This window comes from Mesorhizobium sp. M1B.F.Ca.ET.045.04.1.1 (assembly GCF_003952465.1).
GTDB lineage: Bacteria > Pseudomonadota > Alphaproteobacteria > Rhizobiales > Rhizobiaceae > Mesorhizobium > Mesorhizobium shonense.
Window position 1 is genome coordinate 6,460,447 of sequence record NZ_CP034448.1, and the last position, 19,419, is coordinate 6,479,865.

At 64.4% G+C, this 19,419-nt stretch carries 19 protein-coding genes and 1 riboswitch; of the genes, 7 read left to right on the forward strand and 12 right to left on the reverse strand.

The genetic code is table 11. The annotated features are described in order from the left end of the window. Nucleotides 1-21: 21 nt before the first annotated feature. On the reverse strand, nucleotides 22-906 hold the full coding sequence (gene coxB, locus EJ071_RS32185; RefSeq protein WP_126101452.1) for a cytochrome c oxidase subunit II: 885 nt from the start codon (nucleotides 904-906) through the stop codon (nucleotides 22-24). A 327-nt stretch (nucleotides 907-1,233) separates the two neighbouring features. On the opposite strand from coxB, the gene EJ071_RS32190 reads away from it, so the two are divergent. From EJ071_RS32190 to EJ071_RS32205, 4 genes are all read left to right on the forward strand, one after another. Continuing rightward, nucleotides 1,234-1,776, forward strand: coding sequence for an invasion associated locus B family protein (locus tag EJ071_RS32190; protein WP_126101453.1), 543 nt, complete (start codon nucleotides 1,234-1,236; stop codon nucleotides 1,774-1,776). 130 nt (nucleotides 1,777-1,906) lie between these two features. Further along, nucleotides 1,907-3,319, forward strand: a complete 1,413-nt coding sequence (gene tldD, locus EJ071_RS32195; protein ID WP_126101454.1) for a metalloprotease TldD — start codon at nucleotides 1,907-1,909, stop codon at nucleotides 3,317-3,319. 34 nt (nucleotides 3,320-3,353) lie between these two features. Continuing rightward, nucleotides 3,354-3,623, forward strand: a complete 270-nt coding sequence (locus tag EJ071_RS32200; protein WP_126101455.1) for an AbrB/MazE/SpoVT family DNA-binding domain-containing protein — start codon at nucleotides 3,354-3,356, stop codon at nucleotides 3,621-3,623. A gap of 135 nt (nucleotides 3,624-3,758) precedes the next feature. Beyond that, the gene (locus EJ071_RS32205) at nucleotides 3,759-4,424 is read left to right on the forward strand and encodes a transglutaminase-like cysteine peptidase (RefSeq protein WP_189521314.1); all 666 of its coding nucleotides are present in this window, start codon (nucleotides 3,759-3,761) and stop codon (nucleotides 4,422-4,424) included. 265 nt (nucleotides 4,425-4,689) lie between these two features. Here EJ071_RS32205 and EJ071_RS32210 read toward each other — a convergent pair whose 3' ends face one another. The 3 genes from EJ071_RS32210 to EJ071_RS32220 all read right to left on the reverse strand — a co-directional run bounded on the left by EJ071_RS32210 (nucleotide 4,690) and on the right by EJ071_RS32220 (nucleotide 9,563). Next, nucleotides 4,690-7,356: a caspase domain-containing protein gene (locus tag EJ071_RS32210; protein ID WP_245460052.1), complete on the reverse strand. Its 2,667-nt coding sequence runs from the start codon at nucleotides 7,354-7,356 to the stop codon at nucleotides 4,690-4,692. A 195-nt stretch (nucleotides 7,357-7,551) separates the two neighbouring features. Further along, nucleotides 7,552-8,793, reverse strand: a complete 1,242-nt coding sequence (locus EJ071_RS32215) for a class I SAM-dependent RNA methyltransferase (protein ID WP_126101457.1) — start codon at nucleotides 8,791-8,793, stop codon at nucleotides 7,552-7,554. Continuing rightward, complete coding sequence (locus tag EJ071_RS32220; RefSeq protein WP_126101458.1) at nucleotides 8,790-9,563, reverse strand: TlyA family RNA methyltransferase; 774 nt, start codon at nucleotides 9,561-9,563, stop codon at nucleotides 8,790-8,792. The genes EJ071_RS32215 and EJ071_RS32220 overlap by 4 nt, the downstream gene beginning before the upstream one ends. Nucleotides 9,564-9,673: 110 nt before the next feature. On the opposite strand from EJ071_RS32220, the gene EJ071_RS32225 reads away from it, so the two are divergent. Continuing rightward, the gene (locus EJ071_RS32225; RefSeq protein ID WP_126101459.1) at nucleotides 9,674-10,075 is read left to right on the forward strand and encodes a GFA family protein; all 402 of its coding nucleotides are present in this window, start codon (nucleotides 9,674-9,676) and stop codon (nucleotides 10,073-10,075) included. On the opposite strand, the gene EJ071_RS32230 is transcribed toward EJ071_RS32225, so the two are convergent. The 6 genes from EJ071_RS32230 to EJ071_RS32255 all read right to left on the reverse strand — a co-directional run bounded on the left by EJ071_RS32230 (nucleotide 10,072) and on the right by EJ071_RS32255 (nucleotide 15,094). After that, nucleotides 10,072-10,356, reverse strand: coding sequence for a hypothetical protein (locus tag EJ071_RS32230; protein ID WP_126101460.1), 285 nt, complete (start codon nucleotides 10,354-10,356; stop codon nucleotides 10,072-10,074). The two genes, EJ071_RS32225 and EJ071_RS32230, sit on opposite strands and share 4 nt — an antisense overlap. A gap of 208 nt (nucleotides 10,357-10,564) precedes the next feature. Continuing rightward, the gene (gene dxs / locus EJ071_RS32235; RefSeq protein WP_126101461.1) at nucleotides 10,565-12,478 is read right to left on the reverse strand and encodes a 1-deoxy-D-xylulose-5-phosphate synthase; all 1,914 of its coding nucleotides are present in this window, start codon (nucleotides 12,476-12,478) and stop codon (nucleotides 10,565-10,567) included. Between the two features lie 137 nt (nucleotides 12,479-12,615). Beyond that, nucleotides 12,616-13,536, reverse strand: a complete 921-nt coding sequence (locus tag EJ071_RS32240) for a pirin family protein (RefSeq protein ID WP_126101462.1) — start codon at nucleotides 13,534-13,536, stop codon at nucleotides 12,616-12,618. A gap of 9 nt (nucleotides 13,537-13,545) precedes the next feature. Then, on the reverse strand, nucleotides 13,546-13,812 hold the full coding sequence (locus EJ071_RS32245) for a DUF2277 domain-containing protein (protein ID WP_126101463.1): 267 nt from the start codon (nucleotides 13,810-13,812) through the stop codon (nucleotides 13,546-13,548). Nucleotides 13,813-13,912: 100 nt separating this feature from the next. Then, nucleotides 13,913-14,164: an exodeoxyribonuclease VII small subunit gene (locus EJ071_RS32250; protein WP_126101464.1), complete on the reverse strand. Its 252-nt coding sequence runs from the start codon at nucleotides 14,162-14,164 to the stop codon at nucleotides 13,913-13,915. A 3-nt stretch (nucleotides 14,165-14,167) separates the two neighbouring features. Beyond that, nucleotides 14,168-15,094 carry a histone deacetylase family protein gene (locus EJ071_RS32255; RefSeq protein WP_126101465.1) on the reverse strand — a complete coding sequence of 309 codons (927 nt, stop codon included), beginning with the start codon at nucleotides 15,092-15,094 and terminating at the stop codon, nucleotides 14,168-14,170. A gap of 115 nt (nucleotides 15,095-15,209) precedes the next feature. Continuing rightward, nucleotides 15,210-15,388: riboswitch (cobalamin riboswitch) on the forward strand. Nucleotides 15,389-15,431: 43 nt separating this feature from the next. Here EJ071_RS32255 and bluB point away from each other — a divergent pair. After that, nucleotides 15,432-16,169 carry a 5,6-dimethylbenzimidazole synthase gene (gene bluB / locus EJ071_RS32260; RefSeq protein WP_126101466.1) on the forward strand — a complete coding sequence of 246 codons (738 nt, stop codon included), beginning with the start codon at nucleotides 15,432-15,434 and terminating at the stop codon, nucleotides 16,167-16,169. Nucleotides 16,170-16,200: 31 nt separating this feature from the next. On the opposite strand, the gene EJ071_RS32265 is transcribed toward bluB, so the two are convergent. Together EJ071_RS32265 and EJ071_RS32270 are read right to left on the reverse strand one after the other, a co-directional pair. Continuing rightward, a complete protein-coding gene (locus EJ071_RS32265; protein ID WP_126101467.1) occupies nucleotides 16,201-17,181 on the reverse strand; it encodes a hypothetical protein in 981 nt (326 codons plus the stop codon). Between the two features lie 130 nt (nucleotides 17,182-17,311). Next, the gene (locus tag EJ071_RS32270) at nucleotides 17,312-17,902 is read right to left on the reverse strand and encodes a TetR/AcrR family transcriptional regulator (protein WP_126101468.1); all 591 of its coding nucleotides are present in this window, start codon (nucleotides 17,900-17,902) and stop codon (nucleotides 17,312-17,314) included. Nucleotides 17,903-18,023: 121 nt separating this feature from the next. Between EJ071_RS32270 and EJ071_RS32275 the strand changes: the two genes are divergently transcribed. Further along, nucleotides 18,024-19,244, forward strand: a complete 1,221-nt coding sequence (locus EJ071_RS32275) for an MFS transporter (RefSeq protein WP_126101469.1) — start codon at nucleotides 18,024-18,026, stop codon at nucleotides 19,242-19,244. Nucleotides 19,245-19,419: the final 175 nt, after the last annotated feature.

Genomic DNA, 19,419 nt, shown 5'->3' on the forward strand with positions numbered 1-19,419 from the left:
AAATCTTGCTAACCCGCGGCGTCAGTTGCCGGCGGCCGCTACCTTGTTGGTACCATCGATCGCGGCCATCAGCGCCTTGTTGGCGGCAGGCACGTCGGTCTTGGCCGTCTCCAGCCAGGTCTTGAACTGCGCGTCGGAGACGACGCGGACCGCGATCGGCATGAAGGCGTGATCCTTGCCGCAGAGCTGCGAGCACTGGCCATAGTAGAGACCTTCCTTCTCCGCCTTGAACCAGGTCTCGTTGGTGCGGCCGGGCACGGCGTCCATCTTGATGCCGAAGGACGGAACGGCGAAGGAATGGATGACGTCGGTGGCGGTGATCAGCACGCGGGTCGTCGTATTGACCGGCACCACCAACTCGTTGTCGACGGCGAGCAGGCGCGGATAAAGATTGCGGTCTTCCTTGCCGGCCTTGGCGCGGTCAGCATCCTGGAGAACGGCCGAGTTGAAGGAGAAGCTCTTGTCGATCTGGTATTCGTAGTCCCAGTTCCATTGGTTGCCGGTCGCCTTGACGGTGAGCTTGGCTTCTTCCGGAGGCGTGTACTGCGCGGTGAGCAGCTGGAAGGAGGGGATAGCGATGAGCAACAGCACGATCACCGGCCCGACCGTCCAGATCACCTCGATCAGCGTGTTGTGACTGGTCCTGGAAGGAACCGGGTTCACGCTGGCGCGGAACCTCAGGACGCAAACGGCAAGCAGCGCCAGCACCAGGACCGTGATCGGGACGACGAACCACATCGTGTAGTTCCCGAACCACTCGATCTGCCGCATCATTTCGGTCGCGGGCGCCTGGAAGGCGGTCTCCCAAGGCTGCGGCTGATCCGCATAGGCGGGCACGCCGGAGAGGAGCGCGCCAGCAGCCGCGGCACCTGCCAGAAGCCTGGCGCTTGCCATGAATTTTCTCATCGCCCTCTCGTCTCCCACTTCCTGCAATCGGATCGCACCAATAACGAACGACGCCGGGATTGGGAATCCCGGTCAGTCCCTAGCTGGTTCAAACCATACTCTAATTCCCTCCGCAAGGAAGGAGCGGGCGAAACTGTGCGGCATTTTTGCGCGCAACCTAAAGGGCATCCCCGGCCATCGGGGCGGTGCGCGCGGGGCGGTCGCAATTCGGGCGAATTTGCTCTGGAAAAGCGCGTAATTGCCGGTATCTGGGCGGGCCGGCGACGGTCTCGTCCTTTACTTGGCCTTGGCGCAGCTTAAAGTGCCCTGATTCGCAATGGAGCCGTCATGACTTCCTGGCTTTCGAGACCCTTGGCGAAGGTCGTCTTCCTTGCCGCCTTGCTTGGCGCCGGCCTGACCGGCGTGGCGAGCGCCGCGCCGCCTCAGACCGCCGCGCCGCCCAGCGGCACGGTCAAGTCGACGCATGGAGCGTGGTCGATCATCTGCGACACGCCGGCCGGCGCGACCTCCGAGCAATGCGTGATGATGCAGAACGTCGTCGCCGAGGACCGTCCGGAAATGGGGCTTTCGGTGGTGGTGCTGCGCACCGCCGACAACAAGGCCGAGATCCTGCGGGTGCTGGCGCCGCTCGGCGTGCTCTTGCCCAACGGGCTTGGCCTCAATGTCGACGGCAAGGACATCGGCCGCGCCTATTTCGTGCGCTGCTTCCAGGACGGCTGCTATGCGGAAGTGATCCTCGAGAAGCCGCTGCTCGACACGCTGAAGAGCGGCACCTCGGCCACCTTCATCGTGTTCCAGACGCCGGAGGAAGGCATCGGCATTCCCGTCGATCTGAAGGGATTCGCCGAAGGCTTCGCCGCCCTGCCCTGAGCCCTGCGTTGCAATGCGGTCGTCAGCCGGCCCGCGGCGACGACGATCCCGTGTGAACGGCGGCGATTGTCTTGACCTGTCTTCGCCCCTACATCGGGGAAAGACGAAACCGCCAGCGGACAGCCCTGCCATGAACAGCCTGATCGGCCAATTCGACATTTCCGACGACCGCGTCAAAGAGATCGTCGCCGACACCATCAAGGGCGCCGACGACGGCGAACTGTTTCTCGAATACAGCGAGAGCGAAGCGCTGATGTTCGACAACGGCCGGCTGAAGACGGCCAATTTCAACACCGACCAGGGTTTTGGCTTGCGCGCCGTCGCAGGCGAAGCCAGCGGCTATGCCCATTCCAGCGATCTTTCCGAAGCCTCGCTGCTGCGCGCGGCCGATGCCGTCTCGGCGGTCAAGGGCGGTTACTCCGGTACGCTCGCCGCGGCGCCCGCCCGCACCAATCGCCACCTCTATGGCGACGAGAACCCCATCCCTTCGCCCAGTTTCGAGGCCAAGGCCAAGCTGTTGCAGGAGATCGACGCCTGGCTGCGCGCCGCCGATCCGCGCGTACGCCAGGTGACGGCTTCGCTCGCGGCCTCCTGGCAGCATGTCGAGATCGTGCGCGGCGACGGCCAGGTGGTGCGCGATATCCGCCCACTGGTCAGGATCAACGTCTCGGTGGTGGTCGGCGACGGCGACCGGCAGGAGAGCGGCTCCTACGGCATGGGCGGCCGCAAGAGCTTTGGCGAGTTCCTCACCGAGGAGAGTTGGAAGCACGCCGCGGGCGAGGCGCTGAGGCAGGCGCTGGTCAATCTCGAGGCCGTACCGGCGCCGGCGGGCACTTTCGACATCGTGCTTTCCAGCGGCTGGCCGGGCGTGATGCTGCACGAGGCGGTCGGCCATGGGCTGGAAGGAGACTTCAACCGCAAGAAGACCTCGGCCTTCGCCGGCCTTATGGGTCAGCAGGTCGCGGCAAAGGGCGTCACCGTGGTCGATGACGGCACGATCGCCGAGCGGCGCGGCTCGCTCACCGTCGACGACGAAGGAACACCTTCGGCGCGCAACGTGCTGATCGAGGACGGCAGACTGGTCGGCTACATGCAGGACCGCCAGAACGCTCGTCTGATGGGCATGAAGGCGACGGGCAACGGCCGCCGCGAGGGCTACGCGCATCAGCCGATGCCGCGCATGACCAACACCTACATGACCGCGGGCGACATGCCGCCGGAAGAGATCATCGCCTCGGTCAAGAACGGCATCTATGCCGTCTCCTTCGGCGGCGGCCAGGTCGACATCACCTCGGGAAAATTCGTGTTCGGCTGCACCGAGGCCTACATGATCGAGGACGGCAAGGTGACGCAGCCGATCAAGGGTGCGATGCTGATCGGCAATGGGCCGGATGCCATGCATCGCGTCACCATGGTCGGCAACGACATGAAGCTCGACAACGGCATCGGCATGTGCGGCAAGGCTGGACAGGGCGTGCCTGTCGGCGTCGGCCAGCCGCATCTGAGGATGAACCAGATGACGGTGGGCGGCACCAGGGTTTGAGGCATGGGGGCCGTTTCGGTATTATCAAGCCCAAATGACCGGCTCCAAAAAACTCACTACGACCGTCTCGACCAAGGGACAGGTGACCCTGCCCAGCGCCATACGGGAACGAAGGGGCTGGGCTGCTGGCACGCACCTGCAGGTCGAAGACACGCCAGAGGGCGTTCTTTTGAGGCCGGTGCCGGCCTTTGCGCCGACGCGGCCGGAGGACGTGTTTGGCGTCCTGCCGCATGGTGCGAAGACGCTGGAAGAAATGGACGCCGGCGTCCTTGCCGAAGCGCAGCGGCGCCACGCTCGCGATTGATGCCAATCCTTGAAGAGGCGTAGCGGCCTCGTCGGACGCGAACACGATCATGTTAGGAAATTATTAATTGTTCAATTGATTGGACCGCCGTTTCCGCGTTAACTCGTCACCAGTCTTCTCGTTGCGGTGTTGGCAGTGCTGCGTTTCCCTGGCGTCCTGACCTCTTCTTTCCTCCTCGGCCTCGTTTCGTTGATTGGTACGACGTCGCTATCCGTAGACACGGCAGCGGCGCAGTCGACACTGTTCAAGCGGCCATCGACTCAGTCTTCCGCAGATAGCGTTCGCTCCGCCTCGGTCGGGGGGCGCACCAGCGTTCCCTATGGCTGGCTCGATTTCTGCGGCCGCCGGCCGAAAGAATGCAAGGTGGCGGCTTTGCCGGCCGCTCACGTCAAGCTGACCGCGCAGAACCTGCGCACCCTCAAGCGGATAAACCAAAAGGCGAACCGCGCCATCAAGCCCGTCAGCAATTACGATCACTGGGGCACGATGATGGACCACTGGGACTATCCGGTGGACGGCAAGGGCGACTGCAAGATTTACGCGCTCTACAAGCGCAAGCTTCTCATGGAAGCGGGGTTTCCCAGGCAGGCGCTGCTGATGACCGTGGTGCGCGACCTCAACAATGAGGGTCACACCATACTGACGGTGAAGACGGATAAGGGCGATCTCGTGCTCGACAATCTGGTCGATGAAATCAGGCCCTGGAACGCGACCGGCTATTATTTCCTGAAACGCCAGTCGCAGCAGAACCCGAACATCTGGGTGTCGATCAACCAGCGCGGCGGCACGCCGAAAACCTGACGGACGCCGCCAGGCGTGCAGGCTGAGCGGCCTGCGAGAGCCTAAAGCATATCTCCCGAAAGTGGGCCCGGTTTCGGGACGAAGACATGCCTAAAATCAAGAACCTAAAGCAAGGTCGCGTGAATCCTTTTTCACGCGACCTGCTTTAGCCTAGACATTCCGCTTTTGACGGTTGATACGCGCTACAGACCGGCGCCCCTGCCTTGCAAGTTCATGGCCGAAAAATCGGTTCGCAAAGGTAAGGCGCAGGTCCGACCGCGCCAGCCTACTGGTTGCAGGCCGGCTCGCCCTGCTGTCCGCAAGAAGGCTTCTTCTTGAGCTGCGGTTGCTCCTGCGGGAGACGCCGTTCTTGCATCTGCGGTCTCGGCTGCGAACGGAATTCCGGCCGTGGCTCCGATCTCTGCCGCCGCAGCACCTGCTCGTCAGGCCTTTCCTGCCTGAACTGGCGCTGCGCATTCTCGTTCGGCCTGTTGACCTTGAAGTTGCGCTGGACGTTGACCTCCGGGCCGCCGGCCCCTTCTTCGTTCTGCAGCCGGCGCAACATCCTGCGCCTGTCGTTTCCGCTGACCGAGCCCTGATTCTCGTCGGAGAACACGGTCGGATTGTTCCTCCTGAGCCGCTTCTGGATGCTCGGCTCGTTGTCGGCCGGCTCACCGTTGACGGTCGGCAGCCTGCGGAACTTCCTGCTCTTGGCGTTGGCGGAGCCCTGATTTTCATCGGAGAACACGTCGGGATTGTTCCTCCTGAGTCGCTCGCGCACGCTCGGCCGGTTCTCGGCCGGCATCTCGTTGACGGCAGGCAGCTTGCGGAACTTCCTGCCCCTTTCGCGTGCGCCGGCCGAACCTTGATCGTTCGGTTCGACAACGGACTGGCCTGCGGACAAATCCTTGCGCGTCAGCTTCCTCGGCTTGCCATTGTTGCGATCGGATAATGCCTTGGGATTGTTCTGCCTGAACTTCTCCTGCGCGTTCTGCCCGTTGTCGGCCGGCATGCCGTTGACGGTGGGCAGCTTGCGGAGCTTTTTGCCCTTCCGCTGACCGGTGTCCTGCTCTCCGGTCACGGTGGCACCGGCATTTCCCGTCGCCTCCTGGTTGCCGCCTACTATGCCTTGCTTACCGAGCTGCTTCCTGGACTTGTTGCTTGGCAAATTCTCGCCATTCAGCGCCGGCTTGCCGTTGACGAGCGGCAGCCTCTTGCCATTGGCTCCGGGCAAGGCGTGATCGGTTGAGAGCTTGCCGGTTCTGGACAGGGTCTCCGGCTGCGGAGTCGCTGTGCCAGGCTGCTGGCGCTGGATAACACGCTGGCCAGGCTTCGGCGGCAAGGCGCCCTGTTGCTGATTGGATGGGGCCTGACGGACCTTGGCCGCCCTCTTCTGCAGAAGCGGCGGCAACGCGACCTTGGCCGCCAGCGCATCCGCGCGGGCACCAACGGCGCCTTCCATCGTCTTCTGGCCTGTTCTGCGGTCCACCTGGATACCGGCGCTAGGCTGCGCCGCCCGATTGATGGTCTCGTTTTTGATCGTCGTATTGATGTTGTTGATGACGGTCGTGTTGTGGATGTTGTTGAAGATGATGTCGTTCGGCGGCCGCACGATGTGGCGCGGTGGGTTGATGAACACGGGTATCGGCACGAACACCGGCGTCGGCAGCACGAAGATGTCGACCGGCGGCGGCGGTGGCTCAAGCACGACGAATTCCGGCGGCGGCGGCGGCAGGAAGATCACAGTGATCGGCGGCGGCGGCTCGAAGTCGAAATCGGGATCGTCGAAATAGAGCACCGGCCTATCGACATAGATGATTTCCTCCTCCGGCGGCGGCGACACATCATAGACAATGACGGTGAACTCCTCCGGCGGCTCCAGGGCAGCATCGAAATGTTCAAGCCGCCGGCGCGCGTCCCACGCATGCGGGCCATGCGGGTAGCGCTCCAGGTAGGACCAGTAGGCTTCGGGCGTGTCCTGCAGCCAGGTCTCGCGCCAGGTGATCGCCTCGCGCCGCGCAGCGATGATAGCGCGCACGCGCTTAGCCATCGGATCGTGTGGATAGGCGACGAGGAAATCCTCGTAGCCGCGCATCGTGTCGCGGTCGAGAGCCGCGACATAAGCGTCACGAGCGTTGAAATCACGGATCGCTCTGGTCCGGTTGGACCGGGATTCGGCCTCCGAAACCCTGGGCGCGGGCGCGTCCGCAGCACGATCGAAGAAAACGAACGACGTGGTGATCTTCGAGGCGTTCCACGGCACTTCCGCGCCTTGCGTCACCTCGTTGACGCGCAGACGTGTGCGGTCGAAGACTTCGTCGAGCGACAAGCCGCCTTCGCGGATCATCTCGGCGAGGGCCTGAGCATAGGCGTCGTAGGGGCCCTTGCCTTCCGGCGCGACCGTTCCCGGAGCCGCGTTGAACGCAATCAGCATGTTCGGGTCGGGATCGACCAGCGCGAGGCCACCGGCCAGAGGCTGGCTCATCTTCGGGAAGGCATTGGGCCGCGCCGCGTCGAGCACGACGATGTTTACCTTCGTCGGTAATCCGGCCAGCGACCTGGTGACATCGGAGAGCCGCATCGCCTGAAGCGGCACGTCCGCCGGACTGGCGATCTGGGCATCGACTGGTAGGAAGTAATTCTCGCCCTCGAACTGCACGCCGTGGCCGGCGAGATAGACGAAGACGACCGCGTCGGGACCGGCGGCAGAAACCTTGCCGAGGAAGTCGCGCAGCGCACCGCGCAACGAGTCCTGATCGACATCACGCGCGCCGACCACGTCGAATCCTGCCGCCTGCAAAGTTTGCGCGATCAGGCCGGCGTCATTGGCGGCAGTCGCGAGCTGGCCGGACTGATAGGCGCCGTTGCCGATGACGAAAGCGAGGCGTTTTTGCTCCTGCGCGAGCGCACCCGTCGCAGACACGGCGGCGAACGCGATGAGAACGACGACCAAGCTTATGAACTTCCGAAGCGTCTGCACTGCAATCCGCCGTCCGTTATCGCCATCCGCTCATATTAGTAACGCCGCAGAGGCAGGAATGTTTCCCTAAAGCGCAAAATTAAGAGCCCGCATAAAGGCGCCTTTAGGGCGCAATTTCGCCGAAAGAACAGAGGCTTCAGAAAATTTCCGCGAACCACCGGTTGTGAACTACCGGCGTCGTCTCGGTTTCTCCAGCAGCGCGACGGCCTCGACATGCGGCGACCACAGGAACTGGTCGATCGGCGTCACGCTCTTCAGTTGATAGCCGCCGTCGAGGAGAATGCGCAGGTCGCGCGCCAGCGTCACCGGATTGCAGGACACGGCAGCGACCAGCGGCACGTCCGAACGGGCGATCTGCTTCGACTGATCCTCGGCGCCGGCACGCGGCGGATCGAAGACCAGAGCGTCGAAGCCGTTCAATTCCTTGAAGGTCAGCGGCCGCCGGAAGAGGTCACGGCGCTCGCTGGTTACCCGCTTGAGGCCGCTGGCGAAACGGAAGGCGCGGTCGAGCGCCGCGAGCGCCGGCGCGTCTCCCTCCACCGCATGGACCTCCGACTTCGCCGCGAGCCTGAGCGCGAAGCTGCCACAGCCGGCAAACAGGTCGGCGACCTTCTTCGCCCGCGAAAGGTGCTGGCCGACGAGACCGGCCATCGCCTGCTCGGCGGCCTCCGTCGCCTGCAGGAAGGCGCCCGGCGGGACGGCGACGGCGACCGATCCAAACTGCACCACCGGCTTCTTCGGCTCGACGATGATCTCGCCATCTACGGAAAGCCTCGCCAAACCCTCGGCCATCACGAAATTGGAGGCGATGCGGCGCTGGTTCTCGCCAAGCTTGCCGGCATCCTGGACGGCGACGTCGAGGCCGGACGCCGTGACGGTGACCGTCATATGGAAGGCTTTCGGCGTCGCGCAAACCAGATCGGCCAGCCGCCGCAGGCGACTGAGCGACGCAACGATCGCCGGCAGCGAGATCGGGCATTCCTCGATCGGGATGATCTCGGAAGAAAGCGCGCGCACGAAGCCGAGCAGCATGCCGGCATCGGTACGCCGGGCGCTGAAGACGACGCGGCGCCGGGTGTGCGGCGCGCATGGCGCCAGCGCCTCGATCTCGCAGGCGATGCCCTTGGCCTTCAGCGCCTGCACCACCCGCTCGCGCTTCCATTTGCGATAGGCCTCGGCCTCGAAATGCTGCAGCGCGCAGCCGCCGCATTCGGTGAAATGCCGGCAGGGCGGCTCGACCCGGAGCGGCGAGGCTTCCAGAACCGACATCAGTGCCGCGCGATCCTTCTGGCGCGCCGCGGTGACCGTCTCGCCCGGCAGCGTGAACGGGATGAAGACCTCGCCGCCGTCGGCAGCGGCGATGCCGTCGCCCTGCGCGCCAAGCCTGGCGATAGTGAAGCGCGCGCTCATTTCGACCCCGCGTCCTTGATCGCGGCAAGCAGGAATTCGCGATTGCCATCGCCGCCTGCGATCGGCGACGGGTGCAGCCCGAGCACGCGCCAGCCCGACACAGCGGCAAGCCAGTCGCGCAAATCGACGGCAACATGCTCGGCATCGCCTGGGTCCTTGAGCAGCCCGCCCTTGCCGATGGCTTCGCGGCCGGCTTCGAATTGCGGCTTGACCAAAAGCAGCGCCCTGGCGCCCTCGCCCGCCAAGGCGAGCGCCGGCGGCAGCGCCAGCTTCAGCGAGATGAAGCTGACGTCGCAGACGAGGAAATCCGGGATATGGCCGCCGAGATCGGCGGCGGTCAGGTCGCGGGCGTTCAGCCCTTCGATCACCGTCACACGAGGATCGCCGGCAATGTCGGGATGGATCTGGCCATGGCCGACATCGATCGCCGTGACATGGGCAGCGCCGCGCTCGAGCAGCACCTGGGTGAAGCCGCCGGTCGAGGCGCCGATGTCGAGCGCTTCGCTGCCCGAGGCATCGAGCCCGAAATGATCGAGGCCGGCAATCAGCTTCAGCGCCGCGCGCGACACATAGGCCTGCGCGGGATCGTCGATGGCGACGAGGCAGTCCGGCACGACGGATTGGCCGGGCTTGCGGGCAACAGCACCGTCGACGGTGACCGTGCCGCGCTCGATCGCGTCGCGGGCGCGCGAACGGCTGGCGAACAGGCCGCGCTCGACGAGCAATTCGTCGAGCCGCTGGCGCTGGCTGGCTGGCAACGGAGAGTTCATCGGCCTTCATTGGCGAAACCAAGCCGCGAAGGCAATGGCAGCGTGTTGAATATGGCGCATGACGCGGCAGAATGCGGAGGCGAAAAGCCGTTTCACCTTGGGAGGACGCGATGCTGAAGGGAACCTGCCATTGTGGCGCTGCCCACTGGACCCTGGAAGGCGATCCGGGCCCGATCACGGCCTGCAACTGCACGCTTTGCCGCCGCTATGGCACGCTCTGGGCCTACGACTATGTCGACGAGCGCATCCGCGTTGCGGGACCGGTGAGTTCCTATAGGCGTGCCGAAGTGACCGAGCCCGCGCTCGAAATCCTGTTCTGCCCGAAATGCGCCTGCGTGCTCGCCTGGCGCGGTTTGCGCTCCAGCTCCAGTGGCCGTACCCGTATTGCCGTCAATGTCAGGCTGGCGCCGCCGGAGGCCGTCGCCGACCTGCCGATCGACCATTTCGACGGTCTCGAAACATTCGACGACCTGCCGCGCGACGGCCGCTGCGTGCGCGATATGTGGTTTTAGAAAACCGTCCGCGAGACCGGGCGCTCGACGGCCGGCATCAGGCCGTCATTGTTGGAAGCCTGCTTGCGCGGCTCAACCGAAACGGGCGCGGCCGGTGCGGCGTCCGGCAGCACCACGAGTTGAGGAACCTGCCTGTAGGAAAAGCCGCCGCGGATCTTGCCGATCTTGCCGGCGACGATGTCGACCACTGCCTTTTCGAGGTTGCGGTCATAACGCGTTTCGGCTGCCACCGGCGCGGCCACGGCCATTGAAAGGGCCATGCCGCAAAGCAACGATTTCATTGTTCTTATCTCCCTGCCTCAGACCAAGGTCTTACCAGGGCGCCGTTGAAAATCGGCCAAAAGATACGGTAACCGAACCGCAAAACAGAAGCGTTAACAAATAGTTACGATTCCAGCTTAACGCAATTAGGGACGTAAAACCGCCTAACATTTTTACTGGAATTGCTTCCGAAGCCGGCAAAGAGCTTCAGCACGTTGAGATTTCGATTCAGGCGCGCTGCGCCTGAACGCCATGGCCAAGGGCGGCGAAGACGGTGCGCACGATGCCGGCGGTGTCGAGGCCCGCGTCGGCATACATCTTTTCGGGCTTGGCGTGATCGGTGAATTCATCGGGCAGGATCAGCGGGCGGACCTTGAGGCCGTTTTCCAAGAGCCCTTCATGGGCGAGGAAATGCAGCACCTGGCTGGCGAAGCCACCGACCGCGCCTTCCTCCACGGTCACCAGCACCTCGTGCGAGCGCGCGAGGCGGCGGATGAGATCCTCGTCCAGCGGCTTGGCGAAGCGGGCGTCGGCGACGGTGGTGGAAAGGCCCGCCGCGCCGAGCTCTTCCGCCGCCAGCAGGCAATCCTGCAGCCGCGTGCCGAAGGAGAGAAGCGCCACCTTGGTGCCTTCCTTCAGGATGCGGCCCTTGCCGATTTCAAGCACCGAGCCGCGCTCAGGCATGTCGACGCCGACGCCATTGCCGCGCGGATAGCGGAAGGCGATCGGGCCGCCATCGTAGTCGGCTGCGGTGCGCACCATATGGCGTAGCTCCGCCTCGTCGGCGGCGGCCATGACCACGAAGCCAGGCAGCGAGGCCAGGAAGGTGGTGTCGAAGGCGCCGCAATGGGTGGCGCCATCGGCGCCGACGAAGCCGGCGCGGTCGATCGGGAAACGCACCGGCAGTTTCTGGATCGCCACGTCATGCACGACCTGGTCGTAGGCGCGCTGCAGGAAGGTCGAATAGATAGCGGCGAAGGGCTTGTAGCCTTCGGTCGCGAGCCCAGCGGCGAAGGTCACCGCGTGCTGTTCGGCGATGCCGACGTCGAAGGTCCTGGTCGGGAACACCTCGCCGAAGAGGTCGAGGCCGGTGCCGCTCGGCATGGCGGCGGTGATCGCCACAATGCGGTCGTCCTCGCGCGCCTCCTGGATCAGGCTTTCGGCGAAGACCTTGGTGTAGCTCGGCGCGTTGGCCGGCGCCTTGGCCTGCGCGCCGGTGATGACGTCGAACTTGTTGACGCCGTGATATTTGTCGGCGGCGGCTTCCGCCGGCGCGTAGCCCTTGCCCTTCTGGGTCACGACATGGATCAGCACCGGGCCGTCGGCATTGTCGCGAACGTTCCTCAGCACCGGGATCAGGTGCTCCAGATTGTGTCCGTCGATCGGGCCGATGTGGAAAAAGCCCATTTCCTCGAACAGCGTGCCGCCAGTGACATAGCCGCGCGCGTGCTCGACGGCGCGCGTGATGGCGCTGTCGGCGCGCTTGCCGAGATAGGAGGTCAGCTTCTTGCCGAAATCGCGCAGGCCGAGATAGGCCTTGCCGGAGGCGAGCCGGGCCAGATAGGCGCTCATCGCGCCGGTCGGCGGGGCGATCGACATATCGTTGTCGTTGAGGATGACGATGAGGCGGGCATTGAGCGCGCCGGCATTGTTCATCGCCTCATAGGCCATGCCGGCGGACATGGCGCCGTCGCCGATGACGGCGATGACGTTGTTGCGGCCGCCCGAAAGGTCGCGGCCCATGGCCATGCCGAGACCGGCGGAAATCGAGGTCGAGGAATGCGCAGCGCCGAAGGGGTCGTATTCGCTCTCGGCCCGCCGGGTGAAGCCGGAGAGGCCGCCCTCCTGGCGAAGCGTGCGGATGCGGTCGCGGCGGCCGGTCAGGATCTTGTGCGGATAGGCCTGATGGCCGACATCCCAGATCAGCCGGTCCTGCGGCGTGTTGAAGACGTAGTGCAGCGCAACCGTCAGCTCGACCACGCCCAGCCCGGCGCCAAGATGGCCGCCCGTGTGCGACACGGCGTCGATCAACTCGGTGCGCAGTTCGCTCGCCAGCTGCGGCAGCTCGCTTTCCTCGAGCGCCCGCAAATCCGCAGGAATGCGGACCTTGTCGAGGAGCGGCGTGTCAGGCTTCGGGTTCACTTTGGGACGGGCCTGTTCATGTACTTAACCTTGGGTTAACCTTCAAAAATATGCGCTTTAGATACTTACGCAGAATGGCTGACGGGCGCCAGTAAATGCGTGCAGTGACGCGGTTGGCGCAGGACGTCCATCCTGCTCTAACCTTCTGGCAGCGGAATGAATTCTTCCTCATCGCCAGGAACGATATCAAAGCGGCCCGTCTTCCATTCTTCTTTGGCCTGCTCGATGCGTTCCTTCGAGGACGAAACGAAATTCCACCAGATATAACGCTTGGAACCCAGCGACGCTCCGCCGAACAGCATGAAATGCGCGCCGCGCTCGGACGAGACGACGATTTCCTCGCCCGGTTTGAACACCAGAAGCCGCTCAGCCGGAAAACGATCTCCGGCGATCGAAACCTCGCCTTCCAGCGTATAGATGGCGCGTTCCTCGGCATCGGCGGGGATTTTCACGCTTGCGCCAGCCGCCAGCCGCAGATCGGCATAAAGCGTCTCCGAGGCGGTCTCGACCGGCGAGCGCAGCCCGGAAAATTCGCCGATGACGACGCGGCCGCTGACGCCTTCGGCATCGATCGCGGGCAGGCGGATCACCGATGTGTTCGCGAACACCGGGGCGATCTCTTCCTGGCTATCCGGCAGCGCCAGCCAAGTCTGCAGGCCGGAGATCGACATCGGCGCGCCGCGCAATTCCTCGGGCGTGCGCTCGGAATGAACGATACCGCGGCCGGCGGTCATCAGGTTCACGTCGCCGGGCGCGATCACCATTTCGGTGCCGAGCGAATCGCGATGCCTGATCCTGCCGTCGAACAGATAGGTGACGGTGGAAAGCCCGATATGCGGATGCGGGCGCACGTCGATCGCGTGGCCGGCGCGCAGGATCGCCGGCCCCATGCGGTCGAAGAAGATGAACGGTCCGACCAGCCTGCGTTTTGCGGTCGGCAAGGCCCGGCGGACCTCGAAGCCGCCAATGTCTTTGGCGTTGGGGATGACCATCAATTCGATCTGGTCGCAGGCGAAGGCGTCGCCGGCCTCGGGATCGTTGCCCGGGAAGAAGCTCATGTCACGACCTCAGGCGAAGCGGAGCGCGGACCTGGCCTTCGCCTTGGCGGCCTCCTCCTCGCGATTGCGCGGCTCCTGCGTCGTCTCAAGCGAATCGATGAGCTCGCGCGCGGCGGCGGCGATCGCCTCGACGGCGTGGTGGAAGGCATGCTCGTTGCGCTTGGACGGCTTGGTCGAGCCGCTCAGCTTGCGCACGAACTGCAGCGCCGCGTCATGGACCTCGTCGTCGGTCGCCGGCGGCTCGAAGTTGAACAGGGTCTTGATGTTGCGGCACATGCTTGCTTGCCTCCTGTCTATCGTTTCCCGCCGTCGAGATTATGCACCAAGGTGTGTTGAGATTCAGGTCAGGCCGGCCTCACCTGAATATCAATACAGCTTACTCGGCGTCGAGCGGCTCCGTTCCCACCGGCTTGCCGTCGCGCGAGAGCCTGATCTTCTCGACCTTGTCCTCGGCCGCCTTGAGCAGCCGATCGCAATGCGCCTTCAGCGCCTCGCCGCGCTCGTAGATGCGGATCGACTGGTCGAGCGGGACATCGCCGCGCTCCAGATCATCGACGATCTTCTCCAGCGCGTCGAGCGCCTGTTCGAAGCTCATCGCCTTGACGTCCTGGTTAGCTTCATCAGCCATAATTCATCCCTTCATCAGCCGCCCGACATGGGCGGCGACCGAAAATGCCAGTCCCTGCAGATCGTAGCCGCCCTCCAGCAGGCTGACGAGCCGATTGCCGCTGTGGCGCCCGGCGCGGTCCATCAGCTGGCCGGTCGCCCAGTCGAAATCATCCTCGGTCAGGTTGATCTCGGCCAGCGGATCGCGATGGTGTGCATCGAACCCGGCGGAAATGATGATCAGGTCGGGGGCGAACGCATCGACAGAGGGCAGCACGCGCGACAGGAACGCGTCGCGAAACGTCTCGCTGCCGCTGCTCGGCGCAAGCGGCGCGTTGACGATGTTGCCGGCGCCGGTTTCGCTCTTGGCGCCGGTGCCGGGATAAAGCGGCATCTGGTGGGTCGAGCAATAGAGGACCGACGGATCGTCCCAGAAAATGTCCTGCGTGCCGTTGCCGTGATGCACGTCCCAGTCGACGATGGCGACGCGCTCGGCCTGATGCTTCTTCTGCGCATGGCGGGCGGCGATCGCCGCGGTGTTGAACAGGCAAAAGCCCATTGCGGTCGTTTTCTCGGCATGGTGGCCGGGCGGACGCGCGGCAACGAAGACATTGGCGGCTCGGCCTTCGAAGACGTCGTCGACCGCGGCATTGGCGGCGCCGATCGCGGTCACTGCGGCCTCCCAGCTCTTCGGGCTGGCGCTGGTATCGGCATCGATCGAAACGATGCCGCTCGCGGGGATGGCCGCACGGATGCGGGCGACAAAATCCGCCGGATGCGCATAAAGGATGGTCGCCTCGTCGCCTTCCGGCGCCTTGACGCGGTCGAGCGCCGAAAAAGCCTCGTCGTCCAGCACGCGCTCGATGGCGCGCAAACGGTCCGGCCGCTCGGGGTGGCCGGGCGGCGTCAGGTGTTCCAGGAATACCGGATGGGTATAGAGACGGGTGGTCATGGCGCCTAATCTAGGCATGCCTAGCCCGGATGGCCATGTTTCAGCGCCGAATGGCTGGGGAAAATCGCGTCTTGATATGTCGCCGACGGCATTGGCGCGGCCGAAGCTTCGCGATAAGGTCGCGCCGCTGCCTGGTGCCCGCAACGCGGGAGAATCGGGAACACGGTTGAACTCCGTGGCGTGCCCAACGCTGTAAGGGGGACCGCGCCGGCAAAAGCCACTGTCTCAGACGGGAAGGCGCCGGACGCGGGACGATCCCAAGCCAGAAGACCGGCCCGGCAGACATGGTCGTCCGCATGGTCAGGCGGAGGACTGCTTATCGCCAAGGGAAAAAGCGATGCAGGCACAAGCGGCCGCCACCGGCGGCGATGACTTTGACCAATTGGCGCGCGACGCCGTCTACCGGGCGATGTTCACCAGGCGGGACGTGCGCAGCCATTTCGTTTCGGACGAACTCGACGATGCCGTGCTGGCGCGATTGCTGACGGCCGCGCACCACGCGCCATCGGTCGGCTATATGCAGCCATGGAACTTCATCGTCATCCGCGATTCCGAGCGGCGGCGGCAGGTGCGCGACCTGTTCCTTGCCGCGCGTGAGCTGGAATTGCCGGCGATCGAGGCAGAACGGCAGGCGCTCTACCGCAAGCTGAAGCTGGAGGGCATCTGCGAAAGCGCCCTCAACCTCTGCGTCACCTGCGACCGGCAGCGCTCGAAGAACTCGCCGCTCGGGCGCTGGCACAATCCGGAAATGGACCTCTACAGCACCGTCTGCGCGGTGCAGAACTTCTGGCTCGCGGCGCGGGCCGAGGGCGTCGGCGTCGGCTGGGTGAGCATCATCGAGACAGAGGCGCTGAAGCGGCTTTTGTCGATTCCCGAGCATGTCACGCCGATCGCCTATCTCTGCGTCGGCCGCGTCTCGGAATTCGCGCCGCGGCCGGATCTCGAAGCGCATGGCTGGGGCCGGCGCCTGTCGCTGCCCGAGCTGGTGATGAGCGAGACCTTTTGCGGCGCCGGCGAGGCGCCGCTCAAGTCGGCGATTGCAAAGCTTCGTGGCATAGAGCTGCCGAAGCCGTGATCATGCTGTCCTTCGTAGGTCAGGCTGCTGATCAAGCAGCCCGGGGCGCATCCCAGCGCGAGCCGCCGAAGGAGCCGAGGGCCTTGTCGCGAAGCTCCCTGAATTTCGACGAGGCCTCTGCCAGCCGCAGATCCCACTCCGGATTGGGCACCTGGCCCTCGATGGTGTCGAAATACACCTGCATCAGCGAAGCGATGGCGAAGGGTTCGATGAAGGCCGCCTTGAAGGCCCAGGCAAAGACGATTGCCAGCACAAAGGCCCAGCCGGCGAGCTGACCGGGCATGACCCAGAGGATGGCGGCTGCCGGGGCCAGCATCAGCAGGAAGATGACGAAGGACACACCCCACATGATCACCGCCAGCCAGACGGCGTTCTTGACCATGTGCTTGCCGTTCTGCGCGTAGAGCACGACGCCTTGCCTGGCGGTCTCGAAAGGCGAGTTGGAATTGATGCGGATGTTGTAGCCGAGGATGATCTCGTCGACATAGGTCAGCGACAGGCGGATCACTGTGTTGATGAAGCTGACGAGGCCGCTCAAGCCTGGAATGGGCAGGAAGGCGGCGATGCCGCCGAGCAGTCCGGTGATGGCGCGGATGGCGCCCTTCACCAGCTGGTCGACGACGAAAAGGATGTTGGCCTCGGCGAAGCGCTGGGTGACAACCTCCTTCGCATAGGCGATCTGGTTCTGGCCGTCGGGAACGTCGTGGCCGTCGATCAGATGGACCATGACGGCGATGTGGCCGGCCTTGAGCACATAGAGGATGTATTCGCGGATCCAGTAGACGGCGATCGAGACGACGCCGAAGCCGACGACGCCGCCCCATAAGGCAAACGACATCGGCCCGTCGGGATCGGTCGAGATGTGTCCGACGCCATAGCCGACGCTGGCGCCGGTGCCGGTCGCCATGATGTAGGCGACCGTGATGCCGAAATAGACGATCATACGAAAGACGATGAACGGCCATGTCCGCATCATGATGGACACCGACCGGCCGATGCTGAAGTCCCACATGGCCCCGACTCCCCGCCTCAGAGAATGGCCGGGAAGGATGCGCTCACCCCTGCCATTGTCAATGTCGGCGCGATTTTGAGCGGGGGACAATTATTGAAGAAGTTGCTGCCCCTCATCCGCCTGCCGGATGCTACTTACTTTTCAAGCCTTCGAGCAGTTGCTTGAACGCCGCCACCACCTGTTTCGATGTCGCTTCCGGCTCGTCCGAATTGGCGATGCGTTGCGAGGCCTGGCTGCTGGCGCCGTTGATCAGCCGCGCCGCGGTCTCGGGGTCGAGGTCGGGAACGACGACTCCCTCTTCCTGCAGCTTGGTCAGGTGATCGGTCATTGAAGCCGTGCAGGCGTTGGCGTTCGGCCACTGCGCCGGATCGCCCAGCACCGCCGGGCCGTCGCGGAACATGATGCGCTGGATCTCCGGCTCCAGCGCCATCTCGATATAGGTGGTGCATTCATCGACGAAGTGCTGCCATCGCGTCGGCGCCCGCGCGGCAACTTCGTTCACCCGCGCAGCCATCTCGCCGTCGATCTCGGCGATCACCGCCTGCAGCAGCCCCTTCTTGTCGCCGAAGTGATGATAGAGCGCGCCGCGCGTCAGGCCAGCCGAGGCAGTGAAATCGTCCATCGAGGCCTCGGCGTAGCCGATCGTGCCGAAGGCGTGGCGGGCGGCTGCGATCAGCTTGGCGCGCGTCTCGGCGATCATCTCCTTGCGGGGTCGGTGCATTGCTTCTGGCCCTATTCACATACGCAACGTATGCCAATTGACATACACGACGTATGAACTATCTGACGTTCATACGCTGCGTATGTAATTGCGGCGCCTTCCCTTGTCGAGGAGCAGGACCATGCGAAACCCCTATTCGGAAATCTTCCAGGCTCCCGGCACGAAAGGCTTTGCCGCGGCGGCCTTCATCGCACGGCTGCCGATCGCCATGGCGCCGATCGGCATCGTGGCGATGCTGTCGCAGACGCATGGTGAATACTGGCTGGCCGGCGCCGTTTCGGCGACCTACGCGCTGGTCAACGCCTTCCTGTCGCCGCAGATCTCGCGGCTCGTGGACCGGCTCGGCCAAAGCCGGGTTGCCGTGCCCACGACCCTTGTTTCGGTGCTTTCCTTCGCGACCCTGATCGCGGCGGCGAACCAGCACTGGCCGGTGTGGACCTTGTTCCTGTCCGCGCTGCTTGCCGCCGCCATGCCCAGCATTCCGGCGCTGGTCAGGGCGCGCTGGACCGAGATTTTCCGCAATCGCCCCGAGCTCAACACCGCCTTCGCCTTCGAATCGGCGGCGGACGAATTGGTCTATGTCGCCGGCGCGTCGCTCTCAGTCGGCCTGAGCGCCGCGCTGTTTCCGGAAGCCGGCATGCTGGTGAGCACGCTGCTGCTCGCTCTCGGCTCGGCGGCATTCCTGCTGCAGCGTTCGACGGAGCCGCCAGTACGTCCGGCGGAGCATGGCGCGGCCGGTTCGGCGATCCGCTTGCGGCCGGTCCAGATCATCACCTTTGCCCTGATCTTCGTCGGCGCGACCTTCGCGACCACGGAAGTCACCACGGTGGCCATCACCAAAGAGCTAGGCCAGCCTGAGGCGGCGAGCATCGTCATCGGCGTCTATGCGCTGGGGTCCTTCGTGCTCGGCATCATCGTCGGGGCGCTCAACCTGAAGGCGCCGCTGCAGCGGCAACTGGCGATCGCGGTCGCCGTTATCGCGCTCACCACGCTGCCGCTGCTCTTTGCCGATACGGTGCCGACGCTGGCGCTCGCCGTCTTCGTCAGCGGTGTGGCGATCTCGCCGACCTTCATCACCGCCTTCGGCCTGATCGAGCGCCATGTACCGGCGGCGATGCTGACCGAAGGCGTCACCTGGGTGACGACCGGGATCGGAATCGGCATGGCGCTGGGCTCCTTCGCCGCCGGCTGGGTGGTCGACACTTTTGGACCGCAGAACGGGTTCTTTGTGTCGGTCGCGGCAGGCGCCATTGCTTTGGCCGCCGTGCTCGCCGGCCAATGCCGGCTGGCGACGAAAGACTGCGACGTGGATAGGGGTGAAGCGGTAATGCCCGCTGAGTGACGGTACGAGCGTACAGCCATCCGATGATCATTGCAGAGGTCGGAAGTTGGCCGTGGCCTCCGGGACTTCGTCATCCACGGGCGGAGCGACGCGAAGCGGAGCGCAGACCCGAGGATCCATTCCGTTACCTTGATCGTAAAGCGCAGAGGAGCAGAATTCTGAACCGTCGCAACGC